General features: G+C 65.3%; 11 protein-coding genes. 3 read left to right on the top strand and 8 right to left on the bottom strand.

Translation table 11 applies throughout. The features are described 5' to 3' along the window. Window positions 1-29 precede the first annotated feature (29 nt). Window positions 30-9,701 carry a non-ribosomal peptide synthetase gene (locus PQQ51_RS12115; RefSeq protein WP_408497114.1) on the bottom strand — a complete coding sequence of 3,224 codons (9,672 nt, stop codon included), beginning with the start codon at window positions 9,699-9,701 and terminating at the stop codon, window positions 30-32. A 303-nt stretch (window positions 9,702-10,004) separates the two neighbouring features. On the opposite strand from PQQ51_RS12115, the gene PQQ51_RS12110 reads away from it, so the two are divergent. After that, window positions 10,005-11,765 carry a cyclic peptide export ABC transporter gene (locus PQQ51_RS12110; protein WP_408497018.1) on the top strand — a complete coding sequence of 587 codons (1,761 nt, stop codon included), beginning with the start codon at window positions 10,005-10,007 and terminating at the stop codon, window positions 11,763-11,765. Here PQQ51_RS12110 and PQQ51_RS12105 read toward each other — a convergent pair. The 7 genes from PQQ51_RS12105 to PQQ51_RS12075 form a co-directional block, all read right to left on the bottom strand. After that, on the bottom strand, window positions 11,762-12,841 hold the full coding sequence (locus PQQ51_RS12105; RefSeq protein ID WP_408497113.1) for an ABC transporter substrate-binding protein: 1,080 nt from the start codon (window positions 12,839-12,841) through the stop codon (window positions 11,762-11,764). The genes PQQ51_RS12110 and PQQ51_RS12105 overlap by 4 nt on opposite strands. Beyond that, the gene (gene fhuF, locus PQQ51_RS12100) at window positions 12,841-13,659 is read right to left on the bottom strand and encodes a siderophore-iron reductase FhuF (RefSeq protein ID WP_408497112.1); all 819 of its coding nucleotides are present in this window, start codon (window positions 13,657-13,659) and stop codon (window positions 12,841-12,843) included. Before fhuF ends, PQQ51_RS12105 begins: the two co-directional genes overlap by 1 nt. Beyond that, window positions 13,659-15,767, bottom strand: a complete 2,109-nt coding sequence (gene fhuB, locus PQQ51_RS12095; protein WP_408497017.1) for a Fe(3+)-hydroxamate ABC transporter permease FhuB — start codon at window positions 15,765-15,767, stop codon at window positions 13,659-13,661. Before fhuB ends, fhuF begins: the two co-directional genes overlap by 1 nt. Continuing rightward, window positions 15,764-16,624 (bottom strand): ABC transporter ATP-binding protein, encoded by an 861-nt coding sequence (locus PQQ51_RS12090; protein ID WP_408497016.1) that lies wholly within the window; start codon window positions 16,622-16,624, stop codon window positions 15,764-15,766. The genes fhuB and PQQ51_RS12090 overlap by 4 nt, the downstream gene beginning before the upstream one ends. Beyond that, window positions 16,621-17,643 carry a TauD/TfdA family dioxygenase gene (locus PQQ51_RS12085; RefSeq protein ID WP_408497015.1) on the bottom strand — a complete coding sequence of 341 codons (1,023 nt, stop codon included), beginning with the start codon at window positions 17,641-17,643 and terminating at the stop codon, window positions 16,621-16,623. Before PQQ51_RS12085 ends, PQQ51_RS12090 begins: the two co-directional genes overlap by 4 nt. Window positions 17,644-17,716: 73 nt before the next feature. Beyond that, the gene (locus tag PQQ51_RS12080) at window positions 17,717-17,956 is read right to left on the bottom strand and encodes an MbtH family protein (RefSeq protein ID WP_408497014.1); all 240 of its coding nucleotides are present in this window, start codon (window positions 17,954-17,956) and stop codon (window positions 17,717-17,719) included. Between the two features lie 127 nt (window positions 17,957-18,083). Next, entirely contained in the window at window positions 18,084-18,743 is a 660-nt protein-coding gene (locus PQQ51_RS12075; RefSeq protein WP_408497013.1) for an RNA polymerase factor sigma-70, read from the bottom strand. A 447-nt stretch (window positions 18,744-19,190) separates the two neighbouring features. Here PQQ51_RS12075 and PQQ51_RS12070 point away from each other — a divergent pair, with 447 nt between their 5' ends. Continuing rightward, window positions 19,191-19,499: a putative quinol monooxygenase gene (locus PQQ51_RS12070; protein ID WP_408497012.1), complete on the top strand. Its 309-nt coding sequence runs from the start codon at window positions 19,191-19,193 to the stop codon at window positions 19,497-19,499. After that, a complete protein-coding gene (locus tag PQQ51_RS12065; RefSeq protein WP_408497111.1) occupies window positions 19,499-20,659 on the top strand; it encodes an iron-containing alcohol dehydrogenase in 1,161 nt (386 codons plus the stop codon). Before PQQ51_RS12070 ends, PQQ51_RS12065 begins: the two co-directional genes overlap by 1 nt. The last annotated feature ends 156 nt before the right edge of the window (window positions 20,660-20,815 follow it).

The following is a 20,815-nucleotide window of genomic DNA, read 5'->3' as shown; positions in this document are numbered from 1 at the left end:
GATTCGACGTGGCAGGCGGCTTAGCGGGTTTATTGCAGTTCGAATTCGTCTAACAGCGCATTAATGGCGCTCGCGGTATCGCCCGCACCCTGTGCGCCGCGCTCGGCGAGCGCCCGATCGATCGCGGCAGCACACCGCTGCAGCGTGCGTTCGTCGAACAGCGTGCGCAGCGGCATGATCAGCATCCAGTGCAGATTCGCCTGCGCGTTGGCCTGCGTCGCGAGCAACGAATGACCGCCCAGCGCAAAGAAGTCGTCGCCGCGGCCAATCGTGTCGACGCGCAGCACCCGTTTCCAGATCTCGGCGAGTTCGCGCTCGGTGTCGGTGCTGGCCACGCAGTCGGTGTGTGTCGAGCCGGCGCCGCGCACGGGATCCGGCAGCGCATGGCGGTCGCATTTGCCGTTCGGCGTCACCGGCAACGCGTCCAGTGCGATCAGATACGACGGCACCATGTACGACGGGAGTTGCGCGCGCAGATCGTCGAGCAGCGCCTGCGTGTCGAGCGGGTTGCCCGCGCCGTGCGCCACGTAGCCGATCAATTGCTCGTCACGCACGATCACTACGGCGTCGTGAACGCCGGGCGCCGCATGTAGCAGCGCTTCGATTTCACCGGGCTCGATCCGCTGGCCGCGCAGCTTCACTTGCGTATCCATGCGGCCGAGATAGTCGAGCGCACCGTCCGCTCGACGGCGTGCGAGATCGCCGGTTCGATACAGCCGCCCGCCGTGCGAGAACGGATCGGGAACGAAGCGCTCCGCGCTCAGCGCCGCGCGGCCGAGGTAACCGCGCGCAAGGCCCGTGCCGCCGAGGTAGAGTTCGCCAATCGCCCCTTGTGGCAGCGGCTGCATCGCGACGTCCAGCGCGTGCAGTTGCAGGTTCGCGATCGGATGACCGATCGGCACGGACAGCGCTTCGGCATCGCGCGTGCCGCAGGCCCAGTGCGACACGTCGATGGCGGCTTCAGTCGGGCCGTACAGGTTGTCAAGCCGCGCGTGGGGCAACTGCCGCGCGACGCGTGCGACCAGCTCCGGCGCCAATGCTTCGCCGCTGGCGACGATCCGCTCGATGCTCGTGCAGCGGGCGGCCGCGTGGAAGTCTTCAAGATGAGCGACGAAGGCCGCGAGCATCGACGGTACGAAATGCAATGTCGTGACGCGATGTGTTTCGATTGCCGAGACGAGTCGCGCCGGATCGCGATGGTCGCCAGGCGCCGCAATCGCGAGCTTCGCACCGACCGCGAGCGGCCACACGAACTCCCATACCGACACGTCGAATCCGAACGGCGTCTTGTGCAACACGACGTCGTGGGTATCGAGCCGGTACGCGTCCTGCATCCAGGCAATGCGGTTCGCCAGCGCGCGATGCGTATTGCCCGCGCCCTTCGGCTTACCCGTCGAACCGGACGTGTAGATCAGGTAAGCAAGCTGATCGGGCGCGACCGCAATCGGAGCGCTGAGCGTAAAGTCGGCGCCGCGCAATGAGTCGACCGTCAGGATCTTCACCAAGGTGGTGCGGTCGACCGCTGTCATCACCCGTTCCAGCAGATGCGGCTGCGTCAGCACGACGGCGGGTTGTGCGTCGCCGAGCAGATACGCGATGCGCTCCGCCGGATAGTCGGGATCGACAGGCAGATAAGCCGCGCCGGCCTTGAGCACGCCGACCAGCGCCACCACCATGTCGAACGATCGCTCGACGCACAGCGCCACCGCCGTATCCGCGCGCACGCCCGCTTCGATCAGCGAAGCGGCGACACGATCGGCGTTCGCATCGAGTTCGCCATAGCTCATCTGCTGGATGCACCCTTGGGCGTCGGCGAATTCGAGCGCGATCGCATCCGGCGACGCCAGCGCCCTTTGTTCGAACTGACGATGCAGCGCCTGTTGCTGCGCGTGCGGCCATATTTGCGCGGTCGAGTTGCAACGCTCTAACGCCGCCAGATCGTCGGCGGTCGAGATCGAAATCGTGCCGAGCGGCGCCTCCGGATCGGCCATCAGGGCCGCCAGACACGCGGCGAACGCGCGATGCAGCGCGGCCACACGCATTTCGTCGAGTTGGGCAGCGTCGTAGCCGTAGTCGATCGTGAGCGTCATCCCTGCTTCGATCACCAGCGTAAGCGCGAAATCGGTCGCTTCGATATTGCGCAACTCACGCAGTTTGAGCGCGCGCTCGTCGCGCCCTTGCCATGCTTCATCCACGGGATAGTTTTCGAACACGACCAGCGTGTCGAACAACGCGCCGCCGCCGTGACCGGCCCATTGCTGGATTTCATAGAGCGGCGTGTGCGCGTACTCCGCGGCCGCGGCGTTGTCGCGCTGCAAATCGCTCAGCCACGCCGATGCGCGGCGTTGCGGCAGCGGCGCGGTAATCACCGGCAACGTGTTGATGAAGAGGCCGAGCACGGTATCGACGTCCGGCAACGCATCGGGACGGCCGGCCACCGTCGCGCCGAAAGCGACGGCCGTTCGATGCGTCATCCGTTGCAACGCGAGCGCCCACGCGCCCTGCACCATCGTGTTGAGCGTGACCTTCAGACGGCGCGCGGTATCGGCAAGACGCGCCGTGGTGGCCGCGTCGAGTGTTTCGCGCCGCGTCAGATGTTGCGGTTCGCGGCCGCTCGCGGACTCGCGCTCGGCAATGCGGGTCGGTTCGTCGAGTAGCGCGAGACGTTGCATCCAGAACGCGCGCTCGCTGTCGGCGTCGCGTACGGCCAGCCACGCGATGAAGTCGCGATAGCGCGTCTTCACGGGCGCCGCGAACGGCTGCGGACGCGGCGGCTCGATGTAGTCGCGCAGCACATCGGCGAAGAAACGCGCCGTGCTCCAGCCGTCGAGCAGCAAATGGTGACGCGTCCAGACGAGACGCCATGTGTCGTCCTTCATCCGGATCAGCGTGACACGCATCAACGGCGGCGACGTCAGGTCGAAACCGCGTGCACGGTCGGCGCCGAGCCAGCTTTCGAATTCTTCATGCGCGTGCGCGCCGCGCTCGCGCCAATCGAGAATCTCGATGGGCATGTGCGCCTGGCGATGCACGATCTGCATCGGCGTCGCTTCATCCGGCGTGAAGCTCGTGCGCAGGATGTCGTGGCGCGGCACGGCGGCCTCGAATGCCGCACGCAGTCGTTGAACGTCAGGCTCGATCAACGTCGCGACCAGTTGATTCACGTAAGTCGACTGCTCGGGTGCGAACAGCGAGTGGAACAGAATGCCGTGCTGCATCGGCGAGAGCGGATAGATATCGTCGACGGTGCGCAAGTCGAACGGCACACGCTCCAGCGCGGCCTGCGTCAAACCACCCGCGCGCGCGAGCGGATAGTCGCCCGGCGTCGCGCCGCCGCCGCGTTGGGCGAGACGCGCGGCACAGGCGGCGGTCAATTCCGCGAGCGCGCTTTCGAAACGCTGCGCAATGGCTTCCACGGTGGAGCGCTCGAATTGCGTCGCGCCGTACACCCAATGGACTTTGAGCGTGCGCGTGGCGTCGCCGTCGATATACGCGTGAATGGCCAGCGCGTTGCCGATCGGGCCGCCCGGATCGCGCTCACGGCCGGCGCCGCCGAAACGCGGCACGAGCGCCGCGTCGCGCGGCGCATCGAACTGGCCGAGATAATTGAAAGTCACATGCGGACGCGGCACGGCTGCGAGCGCCGCGCGCGTTCCCGCGTCGCCGTAGTGACGCAGCACGCCGAAGCCGAGGCCTTTGTTCGGCACCGCGCGCAGCGTGTCCTTGACTGCACCGAGTGTGGCCGCCGGCGTATTTTCAAGCGTGAACTGAACCGGATAGTGACTCGTAAGCCAGCCGAGGGTACGGCTGACGTCGATGTCGTCGAATAAAGCCTCGCGGCCGTGGCCCTCGAGTTCGATGCGGCACACGGGTATGCAGAGCGACTGCGCCAGCGCCGCGATCAGCAGTTCGATCATCTGCGTGCGATACGCGGCATTGGCGTCCGTCAACGCGGCGCGTGTCAGATCGGTGTCGATGATCTGGATCACGGATTGCGCATCGGCATTCGTCGCCTGAGCTTGCGGACGGTCGAGTTGCAGATCGTCGTAGGGCGCGGCGAGCGCGGTCCAGTACGGTATTTCCGCGGAGAACGGCGAATTCGCGGGGTCGAGCGCGGCGCGTGCGAGCCGTGCCGCCCATCCCTGCGCGCTCGATCCCGTCGCCGCGAGACGCACGCCGCGCCGCTCGCAAGCGGCGCGATACGCGGTGTCGAGATCGTCGAGCAGCACGCGCCACGACACGCCGTCGACGATGATGTGATGGATCGCCACATAGAGTTTCGTCGCGCCGTCGGGCAGCAGCGCGGCGAGCGCGCAGACGAGCGGGCCGTGCGTCAGATCGAGCGTGCTTTGCAACGCGTCGAATTGAGCCAGCGCGTCGGCTTCGTCGCGTGCGGAAACGGCGGCGAGCGGCAGTGTTTCGAATGCGCGCTCAGCCAGCTCGAGACGCCATTCACCTTGCGCACCGGCAGGCGTGAAACGCTGGCGGAAAATTTCGTGATGCGTCAGTAGCGTTTCGAATGCGCGTGCGAACGCGTCGAAGTCGAACGGCGCTTGCGAATCGAGTTCAACAGATTGATTCCAGTGACCATGCCGCGGAATGTCCAGTGCGAAGAAGCGCAGTTGCGCGGGCGTGAGCGTAGCCGCCAGTTCAGCGCAGGAAGGCGCGGCCTTCGACTCGCGCGGCGCGGCTTGCGCGGCGACCTCCGCCGTCGTTGCGACACGTGCGAGTTGCGCGAGCGTCGGTGCATCGAAGAGTTGCTTCGGCGTGAAGCGCACGCCGCGTTTGCGCGAACGCGCGATCACCTGCAACACCAGAATCGAATCGCCGCCCAATTCGAAGAAGTTGTCGTCACGGCCCACGCGATCGGCTTTGAGCACCTCTTTCCACACAGCCGCCAGCGCTTCTTCCGTCGCACCTTGCGGCGCATCGCCAGCGGTTGCCGACGGAACCGGCACAGCCGCCAGCACCCGCAACGCCGCGCGATCCACTTTCCCGTTGGCGGTCACCGGCAACGCGGCGACATGGTGCAATACGGCCGGCACCATGTAGTCCGGCAAGCGGGCGCTCAATGCCGCGCGCAATGCGGCTTCGTCGAAGCGCGCTGCGCCTGTCAACGCGACAAACGACGCCAGACGCAAACGTCCTTCATGTTCCACCGCCAGCGTTTCTGCCTGAGCGATGCCGTCGATTGCGCGCAATGCCGCGCTGACCTCGGCGGGTTCGACACGATAGCCGCGAATCTTCACCTGATCATCGAGCCGGCCGAGAAAATCCAGCCGACGATCGGCCCGCAATCTCACACGGTCGCCCGTTCGATAGAGACGCTCGCCCGGTGCAAACGGATTCGGTACGAAGCGTTCGGCGGTTGCGGCGGCGCGATTCAGATAACCCCGCGCCAATCCCGGTCCACCCAGATACAACTCGCCGATGGCGCCCGGCGGCACACTCGCGCCGTGGCGATCGAGCACGCACGCATAAGCGTTCGGCAACGGCAGGCCGAGCGGCACCGAGTGAGCGCCGCCTGCGCTGATGGCGCGCAACGCCGCCTGCGCAGGCGCAGACGTGTCGCATGTCAATGCGCCGACTGTTGCTTCGGTCGGGCCATAGTGATTGATCACGCGGCAAGCCGGCTTCAGAGCCGCAATCCGCTCGACCAGCGACCACGGCAGTGTTTCGCCGCCCGTCACGAGCGCGTGCGCGGGCAGAACGTCGGCGGGATCGCGCGCGTCGAGCAGCGCATGCAAATGACTGGGCACGATCTTCAGAATGCCGACGTTGCGCGTGCGCATTTCATGCGCGAAGCGATCGGGATCGAACGCGCATTGCGCGGGCAACAGATGCAACGTGCGACCCGAGCACAGTGCGCCGAACAGCGTCGTGTGGCCGAGGTCGGCGGCCACGGTGGAGACCATTGCCATGGATGCGTCGGCCGCGAATGCAAGTTCGCCCAGCATCCCTTCGACATAATCGGCCAGCGCACCGTGCGAGATGACGACGCCTTTCGGCGTACCGGTCGATCCCGAGGTGAAGATCAGATAAGCCGCCTGATTCGCCGACGCTGCGGTGTCCGATACGCTGGCGCTCGGCCCCCCCTGGCTCGACGACGACGCAGGCTGGGTGAGCGTATCGAAGTCGAGCACGCTCGCCGTGCCCGGCGCAGCGATGCCGCTATCCGCGCTCAGCATCCATCGGGCGCCGCACGCGTCGACACAAGACGTCAAACGCTCGTGCGGGGCCGCGGGATCGAGCGGCACCACGTACGCACCGGACTTCATCACGCCGATCAGCGCGACCGCGAAGCGTACCGAACGCTCGATACACACCGCCACGGGTTGCTCCACGCCCACGTCGCGCGCTTTCAAAGCAAACGCGATACGGTCCGACGCCGCATCGACCTCGGCATACGTGAGTTGCGTGCCGGCGTCCGCGAGCGCCACGCGATGCGGCGTCTCCCGGACATGCCGCGCGAACAGCGCGAGCACGTTGTCGGCTGCCGGCCGGAATTCAGCGCCGCGTCGCGCGGCACGATAATCGTCGCTATCCGCGCAGTCCAGATCGGCAATCGCGCGCTGCGGATTGCGCACGGCATCGGCGACCAGCGCCGCGTAGCTGTGCAGCCATGCGTGTGCGGTCGCGTCGTCGATACCGTCGAGCGCGTACGCGACGACGAGTTCGATACCGCGCGGATCGTCGGTGAAATCGAGCGCGTAGTCGAAGCGGGCGGCAAGATCCAGACCCGGCGACATCCGTACCGAGGCGCCCGGCAATTGCGCCGTCAGTTGCAGATCGAACTGTTGCGCGAACTTGACCTTGAGCCACGCGTCGCCGCGTCGCACAGGCGGATTCACGGCGTCCAGCACCTGATCGAACGGCACGTCCTGATGCGTGAACGCGTCGAGCGTGGCAGTGCGCAAACTGTCGAGCAACATGGCGAACGATTGATCCGGCGCCACGCGCGCGCGCAGCGCAAGCGTATTGAGGAAGAGGCCCACCAGCGGCGCCGTCTCCGCCTGTTGCCGGTGTGCGATCGGCGCGGCCACGACGACGTCGGTCGTGCCGGTCAGCCGATAAAGCCACGCGTTGAAGACAGCTAGCAGCACCGTGAATGGCGATGCCTGCGCACGTCGCGCCGTTTCGCGCACGGCCTCGGAAAGCGCCGCCGGCAGGCGCAGTGCAAGGCGGCCGCCGCGATAGTCGTGTTCCGGCGAGCGTGGCCGGTCGAGCGGCAGCGCCAGTGCTTCGGGAGCATCGCGCAATGCGTCGCGCCAATATGCCAGTTGCCTTTCGCCTTCGCCGGCCGCGAGCCAATCGCGTTGCCATTGCGCGTAGTCCGCATATTGCACCGTCAACGCAGGCAATTGCGGCTCGCGTCCCGTTGCAAACGCGGTGTAGGCGGCGCGCAGTTCGTCGAACGCGCAGCGCGAACTCCAGCCGTCGCTGATCGAATGATGCGCGGTCAACAGGAAGCGCTGCGTGGTGTCGGTGAGCGTCACAAGCGCGGCGCGCACCAGCGGACCTTTAGACAGATCGAAGGCAGCGCCGACCTGCTGTTCAGTCAGTTCAGCCAGTCGCGACGCGCGCCCGGTCTCGTCGCAGGCACGCAAATCGATTGGCGCGACCGGCACCGGCAAGCGCATGTGAATGCGCTGCATGACAATGCCGTCGTCGGATTCGATCAGCGTGGTCCGCCACGCCTCGTGGCGCTCGATCAGGCAATCGAGCGCGCGTTGCAGCGTACCGATATCGAGTGCCCCCTGCACGTCCCATTGCACGGCCACGTGATAGGCCGCGCCAGCGTCCTGCGTGTGCGCGAGCACCCAGAAACGCTGCTGGGCGAACGAAGCAGCACGATCGACAAACGGCGCGTCGGCAAGCCGGGCCGCCTTGATCGCATGCGAGCCCACCGACGTTTCCGTCTCGCTAGCGTCGATCAGACACGCCAACGCTTCCAGCGGTCGATCGTCGAACAACGTGTCGAGCCGCAGATTCACGCGCCACTCGAGACGGATCGCCGCCTGCATTTGCATCGCGGCAAGCGAATCGCCGCCGCGCGCGAAGAAGCGGTCGGCGCAGCCGAGCGGCGCCGGATCGTTCAACAGGTTTTGCCACAGCGCGGCAAGGCGCGTTTCGGTGGTGGTTCGAGGCGCAACATGATTCGCGTCGACGACAGCCGGCAGCGCGGCAACGGCGTCGCTCAGGGCGGCGCGGTCGAGCTTGCCATTCAGCGTATAGGGCAAGCGCTCGAAGCGCACCAGCCGATGCGGTATCCACTGCTGCGGCAAATGCGCGGCGAGATGCGCTTGCAGCTCTGCATCGTCGAGTGGCTCTTGCAGTACCACGCAGGCGATCAACTGGGTTCGGCCATGAGCGGTTTCAGCCAGCACGCCCGCATCGGCCACCGCCGGATGCGTCAGCAGACAGGCCGCGATCTCGCCGGGTTCGACGCGCACGCCGCGCACTTGCACCTGATCGTCGATGCGGCCGAGATAGTCGAACGAGCCGTCGGCGCGTTCGCGTGCGAGGTCGCCGGTGCGGTAGATCCGTTCACCTGGCTCGCCGCTCGGGTTCGGTAGAAAACGTTCAGCGGTCAGCGCCGCACGGCCATGATAGCCACGCGCCAGACAGACGCCGCCGAGCAGCAGTTCGCCGCTGTCGCCCTGCCGCGTGGCGCCGTCGACGCGCGCCACGCGGCGTCCGATCGGCCAACCGATCGGCAGCGGCGCGAAGCCGTTGCCTTCGTCGAGCGCCGGCTTCATTCCGGGATCGACCGGCCACAGCATCGGCGAGATCACCGCCTCGGTCGGGCCATAACCGTTGACGAGACGTATCGATGGAAATACGCGGCGAATCTCGTCGAAACTGTCCTGCGACATCGCTTCTCCGCCGAACAGCAGGGTGCGCAGCGAAGGCGGCACCCCAACGCGCTCGCATACGTTGGCGAACTCACGCACATAGGCGGGCGGCAGCGTCGTATTGGTCACGCCTTCGCGCAGTATGAAGGCATGCGTGGTCTCCGGCGCAAACGGCGGCGGGTCGCTGATCACCACACTGGCGCCAACCGCAAGGGGAACCAACCATGCTTCGATGGAGACATCGAAATTCACCGACGCGAAATGCAGCACGCGATCGTCGGCACCGATCGGCAGTGAAGCGGCCAGCGCTTCGCCGTGCGCGGCAAGCGGTCCGTGTTCGACGGCCACGGCTTTCGGCGTGCCGGTCGAACCCGACGTATAGATCATGTACGCGGCCGCACGCGGATGCACCGGCGTGAGCTCGTCTTCGCCCCCGCCTGCCGCAGCAGAACTTGCGACATCGAAGCATTGCGCGAAACGCGCGCGCATTGCCGCATCGGCGGAGCCATCGACGATACCGTGCACGAGCGCCGCATCCCGCACGACCCAATCGAGACGCGCAGCCGGATGACGCGGATCGAGCGCGACGAACACGCCACCAGCCTTCAATACGGCGAGCAACGCGACGAACAGATCGCAGGAGCGCGCGACGCACACACCCACTCGTACTTCAGTCGTCACACCCGCTGCGCGCAATTGCGCGGCAAGGCGTGCAGCACGGCGATCCAGTTCGCCGCGCGTGAACCGCACGGTCTGCGGCGTGAAGGATGTGAGCGCAGGCGCATCGGGATCGATGCGCGCCATGGCGTGGATCTGATGGTGCAACGCAATCGGGAAGCTCGTCATAGGCATGAAAAATCCGTTAGAACCGGCCGCATTGGCCAAGTCGCAGACCACAATGGGCCTCTTCATTGGTGTGACGATTCGTGATCGAAAATCTTTACCTCGCAATCCATTTTTATTTGGACTCCGTATTTTTAATGTGTTAAACGAACGCGCACGCGTGAATTGCACGGTAAAGGTAAATGTTTGCCGCGCCCGTTCGTCTATCAGGCGAGGGGCGTGTCTTCACGCTCTGCAGAACGGCCGCATGCACGCATGCGCCGCCGCTCGCCGATCCATTTCCGACCACTGCGACACACATTGCCGATGACCGCTGCCACCGAGCGCTACGATGCGCCACCCTCGTCTGCTTCATCTCCTTCAAGCCCCGCGGGCAAGCCTGCGATGCGCCTGATCGCCGCGCTGCTCAAGCGTTCTCGCGGCGCCTTTGCAATCGCGTTGACCGCTTGCGTGCTGAACGGAATCGCCAGCGTGCTGCTCGTTGCGACCTTGAGCCGCGCGCTGGCGCAGCCGGGCGCCGCCGAGCTGTCGCTCGCGATGCGCTTCGCGTTGTGCGCGGTCGTCGCGCTCGTCACGCGAGTGATCACCGGCGTGCTGTTCGCCCGACTCTCGCAGGACACGATGGCGCAATTGCGCGGGCACGTCGCACGACGCGTTGCCGAGGCCGAATTGCGCGATGTCGAACGGATCGGCGCGGCACCCGTGCAGTCCGTGCTGACCGACGACGCCACCAATGTCTCGATGTTGTTCTTCGCGCTTCCCAATCTGGTGATGCACGGTTCCATCGTGTTCGGCTGCCTGGGTTATCTGGCGTGGCTGTCGTGGCCGGTCTGCCTGCTGGCGGTGGCCGCGATTCTGGTCGGCTCACTCGGCTATCACGCCGGCGACAAGCGCGCGATCGCGTCGCTCGAAGCCGCCGGCCGCTCGCAGGACAAACTGTTCGGCTACCTCGGCGCCCTCTTCACCGGCGCGAAGGAACTGAAGCTGCATCAGGCGCGTTCGCGTCAATTCGTGGACGGCCAGCTCGGCTCGGCCATCGACGAAGTCCGCGACCATCGACGCCGCGCGTTCAGCGCCTATGCGGTCGGAGTCGGCTGGATCGTGTTCCTGTTCTATGTGTTTCTGGGTGTCGCGGCGTTCTGGCCGGCGCTCGGCGTGCATGCCGATGCGCCGTCGGCATCGGGCTATGTGGTCGTGTTCCTGTTCATGCTGCTGCCGCTGGACGGCCTGCTCAACAACGTGCCGACGCTCAATGCGGCACGCGTCTCGCTCGATCGCATCGAGAAGGTGATGAGCGAATTCGGCGCGCTTCGCACCTCGCCGCCGCCTGATGAAAACGCTTCGCACGCGCCGTATCGCGAGCTGACCATCCGCAATGTCACGCACTCGTATTTTCACGAGCGGGACGAGCGGATGTTCCGTGTCGGGCCGGTCAATCTGACCTTCAGGCCGGGTGAGCTGGTCTTTATCGTCGGCGGTAACGGCAGCGGCAAAACCACGCTCGCGAAGGTGCTGACCGGTCTTTACGAACCCGAAGACGGCACGATCGAACTGGACGGCAAACCGATCGGCTTTGCCGAACGCGCCGCGTATCGTCAGCGTTTCACGGCGGTATTCAACGATTTCCATCTGTTCGATGCGTTGCTCGGCATCGTCGATCCGAACGATGCCTCGCGCGAGCAGGCCGATGCCCGCGCCAACGCGCTGGTCGCGAAGCTCGCGCTCGATCACAAGGTGCAGGTCGTGAACGGCGCGTTCTCCACGCGAGCGCTTTCCACCGGCCAGCGCAAGCGCCTTGCACTGGTGGTCGCGTATCTGGAAGACCGGCCGTTCTATCTGTTCGACGAATGGGCCGCGGACCAGGATCCACAGTTCAAGGCCGTGTTCTATGAGCAATTGCTGCCGGAACTGCGCGCACGCGGCAAGACCGTTCTGGTGATCAGCCACGACGACCGTTATTTCCACCTCGCGGATCGGGTGTTGAAGCTGGAAAACGGCAGTATCGTCAGCGAGACGCAGGGTTCGGCACAAACGGTGCCGAGCCTGGCCATGGCCAACGGAAGTTAGCGCTCTGGTTTCCCGCCACCAGCGGCCGGCAGCGACAACAACGTATCCGTCATCGTATCGGCGAGCCGCAACGCGGACATCGGTCCGCCAAAGCCCCAGATATTGCGCTCGACAAGCCCCACACGCCCCGCACCGCGAGCCGGCACGAACCGCCAGATCGGCGAATCGAGTTTGCTGGCAAGTGGGGCCTCCGCTCCAGTCGCACTGACGAACAGCACCGTCAGCTTCGGCTGCTTCAGGAGATCTTCCGAGCTGACGTAGGCCGTGCCCTCACGCGTCGCGCCCGCGGGCCAGAACTCGAGCCCGAGTGCTTTTGCGACACCCGCAGCCGTGCTGTTGCCGGTGAACGCCCAATAACGATCCGGCAGGCCCAACTCCTGCAACCACGCAACCTGTTCACCACGCCGCCCCGCAGCGGCGAGACGTTGCGCGTCGCGGGCGAAACCCGTGTCGACCCTGGCCTCGACCGCGCGCGCCGCTTCCTCGCGTCCCGTCAGACAGCCGATGGTGCGCAGAATCTTGCGGCCCCAATCGAGTTGCGTGACCCGGGCGCCGTCTTCGCTAAAGTTCGGGCCGTATTTGAACAACACAGTCGGCGCGATGCGTTCAAGCGCCGCAAAAATCGGTGCGTGCCGCAAGCCGACGCCAAGGATCAGATCGGGTTTGGCCGCCGCGATCGCTTCGAGACTCGGCTCCTGTCGCGTGCCGATATCGGGCACCGACGCAAGACGCGCATTGTCGTAGCCGATCCATACCGGGTAATACGCCGGATCGGCCATGCCGACCGGCGTAATACCCACCGCCGCGAGGTCTTCAGCGAACATGAATTCGAGGACGACGATCCGCTTCGGCTCGGCCGGCGGCGACGGGCTCGCTTGCGAGACGATCGGGTTGTCGGCGAGCGGCGTGCAGGTTTGCGGCTGGATAGTTGCGGCGCCGTGCGCGTCTGGTGCGGGCGCGGCGCTGTTACCGCTTTGCGCGAACGCCTTCGGCGCGGAGATCAGCATGGTCGCCAACACGACGCCCGCGCTGAGTTGCCTGACACGCGGCCATGCCGCCGACGGCATCGTCGGCATCAAGGCGAAGCGGCCTGCAACGCGATTTCCGCATCGCTCATCGTCAATAGCAGCGGGCAGCGTCCACACAATTGCGTCTCTCCAGGAATTTCGTAACGTACGCAGCACACGCGCCGTGCGCTGAACGGATTCGGCAAACTCGCGGCGCGCGGCTTCGCCTGACGCACCGGCAGACGCAGCGGATTGGCTTCGCCGTCGGCCGCGAGCGGACCGAACAGCCACGCGCTGTCGCCGGTCAGATCGAATTGCGGCGCGCATTGTTCGAACAGATAGTCCAGCAGATTGCCGGCGTTGCTCCACAACACGCGTGGTGCGATGCGCGTCATCGAGCAGAGCATTTCGATCACCGAATTCAGGTGATCGACGAGCGACGCGTAGCGGCGTGCCGGATCGCGCTCGACGGGACCCAATGCGTCGCGCTCGAAATACACGGCCACCGGCAAGCCGTCACGCAGCACGACATGCGTTTTATCCGGCGGCATCGCGAGCGGCCGGCGCAGCAGCGCTGCCGCCACGAACCCGGCAGTCGCCGTGAAGCCGAAGTAATACTTGGTCCATTGCGACAGCAGCGCGCGCGCATGTGTTTCGCGCTCACCGCCGTAGAGGGCGACCATCGCATCGAGCAAAGCAGTGCGATGCCGCGCCAATTCGCTGACGCGGATCAGCGTCGGCGAATCGGCATGGCCGTTCGCCAACAGCGCCTCCTCGGCCGGATTCGACACACCGAGCCACACATGCTCGACATAATGCGCGATCGGCTCCGGCGCAAAGCGGGCAAAGCACTGCGCTCGCGCATCGTCGTCGACGGGTTGCCGCATTACCATGTGCCCCGCTTCTCGCGCCGCGCCTGCGCGATCAGCAGCGCGAGCAGATAAGGCGCGCCGATTAACGCGGTCAGGACGCCAGCGGGAATTTCACGCGGCGCAAGCAGCGTGCGCGCCGCGATATCGGCGACGACCAGTACCAACGCGCCGCATGCGGCCGCCAGCCACAAGCGCGTGCGATGCGCGCGCGCGCCGAGCATCGCCGCCAGATGCGGCGCCATCAATCCGATAAAGCCCACCGGCCCCACCGCGGCCACCGCCGCGCACGCGGCGAGCGTCGCCACGGTCAGCACCAGCGGACGCAACACACCGATCGGCAACCCCAGCGACGCGGCCTGGTCGTCGCCCAACGCAAGCAGATCGAGCGGTCGCGCCAGCAGTGCGAACACCGGCACGGCCAGCACGAACCACGGCAGCAGCGTCGTCGCTTCGCCCCAACTGCGTCCGTACGTGCCGCCGACCAGCCACACCACGAAACGCGCGGGCTGCACGCTTTGCTGCGTAATGAGCCATTGCGACAGCGTCGTCCACAGCGTGCCTGTCACGATGCCCGTCAGCGCGACCGCAAGCGGCGCATAGCGATGCCGGCGATTCAGCAGCAGCGTCAACGCAAGCGTGCTGCCGCCGCCCACGAGCGCTGCCGCGGCCAGTGTCGAATGCGCCGCTAGCGGCCACATCACGAGTACGGCGAGCGTTGCGAGACCCGCACCCTGGGTCACGCCCAGCACTTCAGGGCCGGCGAGCGGATTGCGCACGATGCTCTGCATCAGCACCCCGCTTGCGGCGAGCAACGCGCCCGCCAGCAAAGCGCAGATGAGACGTGGCAGCCGTAAATCGAGCACCATTCGCGCAATTTCGTCACGGTGATCGAATGCGGCGAACCAGCGCGTCACGCCGATGGTTTCGCGACCGAACGATGCGCCCACGCACACGAGCACGCCGCCGAACAACACCAGCACGCCTGCCGTCAGCGGCCACGGCCATGCCTCGAGCGCGCGCACGAGGCGCGTGCCCGCGCGCACGGCGGCACGCTCCTGGCCGGCATGCAGCATGCCCGACCACGCCGCGCCGCTGCGGATCATCGCAAGCATCAAGGGCGTGCCGACGAGGGCAATCGCCACGCCGGTCGAGAGGGTCGCGTCGAGATCGAGCGCCTGCACGGCGCTATCGGTGACGAGCACCAACGCGCCACCGACCAGCGCGGACAACGGTACAAGCGCGGCGAGCCGCGACGACCGGGCGCCACGCACCTGACGCAGCAGATTGGGAGCGATCAGACCGACATACGATAGCGGCCCTGCCACACTCACCGCGACGCTCGCGAAGCCGACCGCCACTACCATCGCCGCCAGCCGCGTTGCATCGACGCGAACACCGGCCGCCGCCGCGGCGTCGTCGCCGAGCGCGAGCGGATCGAGCGGACGAATCACGAAGGGTAATGCGGTCAGCGGCAGCACGAGCCAGCAGGCGGCGATCTTCAGACCCGCCGCGCCGGGCTGATACAGACTGCCGTTCGCCCACAACGACACGCCAACGATGCTCTGCTCGAAGAACGCGAGAATCAGCGTGGTCAGCGCGGAGAACAGCAGCATGCAGACGCTGCCGGCCAGCACGAGCCGCAACGGCGTCGCACGCCAGCCGCCGGCCGCCGCGGCCACGCACGCGGCAGCGCCGAGGCCGCATGCGAAGAGCAACGGCACTGGGCTCACGCCCGCGAGGGACGGCACCAGCATCGCGGCAAGCAAACCGAGTTGGGCGCCGCCGGTGATGCCGAGCAGATCCGGCGACGCCAAAGGATTGCGCGTCAGCGATTGAAACAAGGTGCCGGCCACCGCGAGGCAGCCCCCCGCCACCAATGCCGCCAGAATGCGCGGCACCTTCAGGTCGAACAGCAGGATGCCGGCGAGTTGCGCGGCGTCGCTGGCCGCCGGCGCGGCAAGCCACGCACGAAAGCCGGGCGCCAGCCGCATCACTGTCACGACGACGATCAACGCGACGAGCGCGACGCCGATCGTGGTGACGCGGCTCTTCACCGGCGCATGATGGCGCTCTGTTACCGGCGCGCGATGGCGCAGGCGTTTGCGTGCCGCAAACGTCGTCATGCGGCGAAATCCTTACTCATTGCTTCACCGTAAAGCGTGGCGCTGCCGGTAGTCGACGCGTCGCCCTCGTACGCCGGGATGCACATCGGCCTGCCGGTTTGCGGATGCGCAATCTTGAGCATCCGCACGCTGAAGGTGTCGTGCAGATGAGGCGGGTCGAGCATCGCATCGGGCGAGCCTTGCGCGACGATGCGGCCGGCGCGCATCAGCACGATTTCATCGCTGTAGGCCGCGGCCTGATTGAGGTCGTGCAACACCCAGACGATCGTGAGGCCGCGCTTGCGACTCAGGCGCCGCAGCTCGTGCAGAATGTCCAGTTGATGATGGATGTCGAGATACGTCGTCGGTTCGTCGAGCAGCACGATCGGCGCCTGCTGGGCGAGCGCCATCGCGATCCATGCGCGCTGCCGTTCGCCGCCGGAGAGCGCGCCGACGTCGCGCGCGGCGTCGTCGGCGAGGCCGCTCGTGACGAGCGCTTCGTCGATGGCCTCGTGATCGGCGCGAGTGAGTCCGCGCAGCCAGCGGCCGTGCGCGTACCGGCCATAGGCGACCAGTTCGCGCACGGTAAGGCCGGCGGGAATCTGATTGAACTGCGCGAGCATGGTGAGCGTGCGCGCCAATACGCGCCGCGAGTGCGACGCGAGCGGCACACCGTTGACGTCGACGCTGCCGGACAGGGCCGGTTGCAAGCCGACAAGCGTGCGCAGCAGCGTGCTTTTGCCGCAGCCATTCGGGCCGCACAATGCGGTGATGCGACCGGCCGCGATGCTCAGATCGAGACCGTCGAGCACGACGTGATCGCGGTAACCGACGGTCAGCGAATGCGCCACGAGTGCCGCACCCTGCGCTTTCGTCATTGCGCAGCCGTCCGCTTCTCGCCTTCGCCCTCGCTGTAGCTTCGCGCCATCGCCACGACGACCTTGCGCGGTCCTTCGAACGGATCGCGCGCATGCGCGCTCAGCATGTTGTCGAGCATCAGCACATCGCCGGTCAGCCACGGGAAGACGATACGCTGCCGATCGAGCACACCGCGGATCTCAGCGAGCGCCTCTGCCTCCAGCGGTTCGCCATCGCCGTAATAGACATTGCGCGGCACGTTTTCGAGGCCGACCGAATCGATCAGCGCGTCCTGCATGTCTTCATCGAGCGACGAAAGATGGAACAGATTCGCCTGGTTGAACCACACAGTTTCGCCGGTGTGCGGATGACGCGACACCGCCTGGCAGCGCTCGCGCGTGCGCAGCAGCAGTTCGCCGTCTTCGCCATCGCGCCATTCGCAATCGATACCACGCGCGCGGCAGATCTGGTCGACCGTGCGCGGGTCCGCCGAACCGAACGCCTGCTCCCACGGCAGATCGAGCCCTTGCCCGAAATTGCGCACATAGAGGAGTTCACGCTTCGCAAAGCGCTGGACAAGCGCTGGATCGAGCGCGCGATAAATCGCCCGGCTATCGGCAATCGGTGTCGCGCCACCGGTGTGGGCGGCCAGTGCGCAGTGGAACCAGATACGCAGCGGCCATTCGCGCGTGTACGACTGTTCGTTATGCAAAGGGATCGATCGATGCGGCGGATATTCCGTCGAGGTGTACACCGCACCGTCCACCTGGCTGCGCGGCGTCGACGCGAACTCATAGCCGATCAGCGGATGCCCGAAGGAGCCCGCGAAACCTTGAAACGCGTCGATCGAGGCTACGCGAAAACCGGTGAAGAGCACCCCGCCCGCGCGTTCGAGCGTGCTGTCGACGATCGTCCGCAGGCATGGCGCCGCTTCCTCCAATGAAATCTCCGCGCCCGCGCGCGGCGAGACGACAGTCGGCAGACCCGGTTCGATCGATAAATCGGCGAGGGTGGGCGAAGACATCGAAAGCATGGTCATACTCTGGATCCTTTTGCTGAAGTGGTACGCTCGGGCGGATGCCCAGGCCCGCCGGATTGCACTGCGCAGCGCGTCAGGCCGCCGCATCCATGTGGTGGCGCAAGCTGGCTGGGCGCATATCGGTCCACACGGTCTCGATGTGTGCGAGGCATTCGGCTTTAGGGCCGCGCACGCCGACTTCGCGCCAGCCGCCCGGCACGTCACGGAACGTCGGCCAGATCGAGTACTGCTCTTCGTCGTTGATGACGACGGTGTAGACGAGGTCGTCCGCGTCGCCGGCTGTTGTGCTGGAGGTCTGCTGTACTTGCGTCATGATGAAAGGCTCAGTCGATAAAAGGTCGGGAAGCGCCGGACAGTCGCTGGCATGTCCCGGCTCGGCGGCGCCGACATGCCACTCGCGCACCGCTTCTATTCATGTGACGTTTGACGGTCGCTCTTTTTTACCGCTGCCGCGCACGGCCGCTGTGAAATGCGGGGCCGGCCACGCCGCGATCGCAGGCGTCGAGGCAATCGACGCAATGCTTTTCGGCATCGCGCACCATGAAATGGACCAACGTTTGCGACACGTCGAGTGCGCGCGCCGTGCTTTGCAACGTTTCGTCGCGCAGACGCACCATTTCGAAAGCGGCGCGGCTGCGCGGCGGCAGTTGATCGAGTGCGTTGTAGACGTGGCGCAGCGTGTCGCGCACAAGCAGCGCAGCTTCCGGCGAAGGTTCCGGCGAGGGCACATGCAGGCCGTCGTCTTCGTCGACGTAATAGGTTTTTTCGAGACTTTGGCGGCGAAACGCATCGATCGACGCGTTGCGCACCATTCGCGTCACGTATGCAACCGGTTGCCGCACCGCGCCCTGATCGGGAAAGTCGAGCAGCTTGATGAAGACGTCGTGCACCACATCTTCCGCGAGACTTCCACAACCCACGAAGCTGCGTGCCAGATTGACGAGCATCGGCCGGTTGTCGATCAACGCATCGAGCAGCGAGCCCTTCTTCCAGTCGAGCGTATGCACGTGCCGCGAAGCGGGTGGACGCGCGTCTGCAGCGTCGTGAGCCGTGATCGGCCTTGCTGTTGAAGTCTCTCGCTGGACGACCATCTCGGCCATGAATTTACTCCGTTATCCTAATAATAAAGCGCCAATCTAACGTAAACGATAACCATTACCAAGAAAAATTAGGATAACTTTATTAGTTTGGATAGCTTTGCGAAAAATATTCAAAATTCATAATTATTAATCGTTGATGCCATTTGCATCAAACTGTGCAGCAATCCATTTTCTTTAAATTAGGTATCCGTACCATTTCATTAACATTGCAGTCGTTCACGCCGTCCCAATAGGGGGAATCTGTGCGCCCGTCCACCCAATGCTATTCAACGCTCACCGCTACCTGGCCCGAGATTTTCAGAGATACGGAAAAACAGTGGCGCCAAAGACTATTGGCATCGACAATGTCATTTGTTTTGTCGATTCCCTGCCGCCGATCGCCACCCCGGATTTCGTCTGCAACAAGGGCGTTGAAACGCTGACATCCCCATCCCATTGGAGTAACTGATGGCCAATGCTTATCTGCAGGTAATCGCGCATTATTTCGCCAAACCCGGCAACGGCGACACGATCGTCAAGCACCTCACAGAACTCGCCGCGACAACCCGCACTGAGCCGAAGAACCTGTCCTACGACTTCTTCCGTTCGCCACACGATCCGGATCACTTCGTGATTCTCGAGCAATACAGCGCGGCCGACGGTCTCGCCGTGCATCGCGAGACCGAGCATTTCCAACGACTCGGCTTGGGCACGATCATTCCGCTGCTCGACCGGCGCGAAGTCACGAGTCACATGGTGCCAGGAGACACAGCATGATCAATGCATTCCGTTTTCAAACCGTGCCGACGCTGATTGTCGAATTCGGCGCGGCACGGCGCATCGGCGCGTTGCTGCGTGCGCAGTTTCCGGCACTCGAGCGCGTGTGCGTGGTCACGGACGGCTTTCTGCACAGAAGCGGTCTGCTGGAACCGGCGCTCGCCGATCTCGCGGCGCACGGCTGGAACGCCACCGTGATCGACGACGTGATCGCCGATCCGCCTGAACATATCGTGCTGGAAGCGACGGCGCGAGCACGTGAAGCCGGCGCGGAAATCGTGCTGGGATTGGGCGGCGGTTCGTCGATGGATGTCGCGAAGTTGCTGGCCGTGCTCGCGCCGCAACAGGAGCAGGCGCTCAGCGAGATGTACGGCGTGAACAAGGTCGCCGTTTCGCGCTTGCCGCTCGTGCAGATCCCGACCACTGCGGGCACCGGCTCGGAAGTCACGGCGGTGTCGATCGTGACGGTGGGCGAAGCGAAGAAGATGGGCGTAGTCGCGCCGCAACTGATCGCCGATCTGGCGATTCTCGACGCGGAACTCACGCTCGGACTGCCCGTGGCCGCGACGGCCGCGACCGGCGTCGACGCGATGGTGCATGCGATCGAAGCGTACACGTCCGCGCATCTGAAGAATCCGGTGTCCGACATGCTCGCGGTCAAAGCGCTCGAACTGCTGTCGCGCAATCTGCTGCCCGCCTGCGAAGATGGGCAGAACCGCGCGGCGCGAGAAGCGATGCTGCTCGGCGCGACGTTTGCCGGCCAGGCCTTCGCCAATTCGCCGGTCGCGGCTGTGCATGCGCTCGCTTATCCGATCGGCGGCATTTATCACGTGCCGCACGGTCTGTCGAACGCGCTCGTGCTGCCGCACGTGTTGCGCTTTAACGCCGAGGCCGCCGCGCATCTGTATGCGGAACTCGCGGAGGTGATCGTCCCGGGCGTGACGGGCAGCGCGGAAAGCCGCACGCAAGCGCTGATCGAACGGCTCGAACAGATGATCGCTGCCACCGGTATTCCGGCGCGGCTGCGCGAGGTGGGCATCGAACGCGACGGTCTCGCGCGAATGGCGAGCGATGCAATGCTTCAAACGCGGCTGCTCGTGAACAATCCCCGGCCTGTGAGCGAGGCGGACGCGCTGGCTATTTATAGCGCCGCGTTTTGATATTCAATCGATGATGAAGGCTGGAGGAGTCGTCTGCAGCGTTGCGCGGCGGCTTTTGCAGCGAAGGGTCGCGCGTTCGCGTGGGCCGGTTTGGCCGACTGGCGTTTCAATCGGCATTGACTCATGCCGTCTCCCTACCTGTTCCTGTTTTCGCGG

This window comes from Paraburkholderia xenovorans (assembly GCF_046030735.1).
GTDB classification, from domain to species: domain Bacteria; phylum Pseudomonadota; class Gammaproteobacteria; order Burkholderiales; family Burkholderiaceae; genus Paraburkholderia; species Paraburkholderia xenovorans_A.
This window is presented reverse-complemented; position numbering and strand designations above follow the sequence as displayed.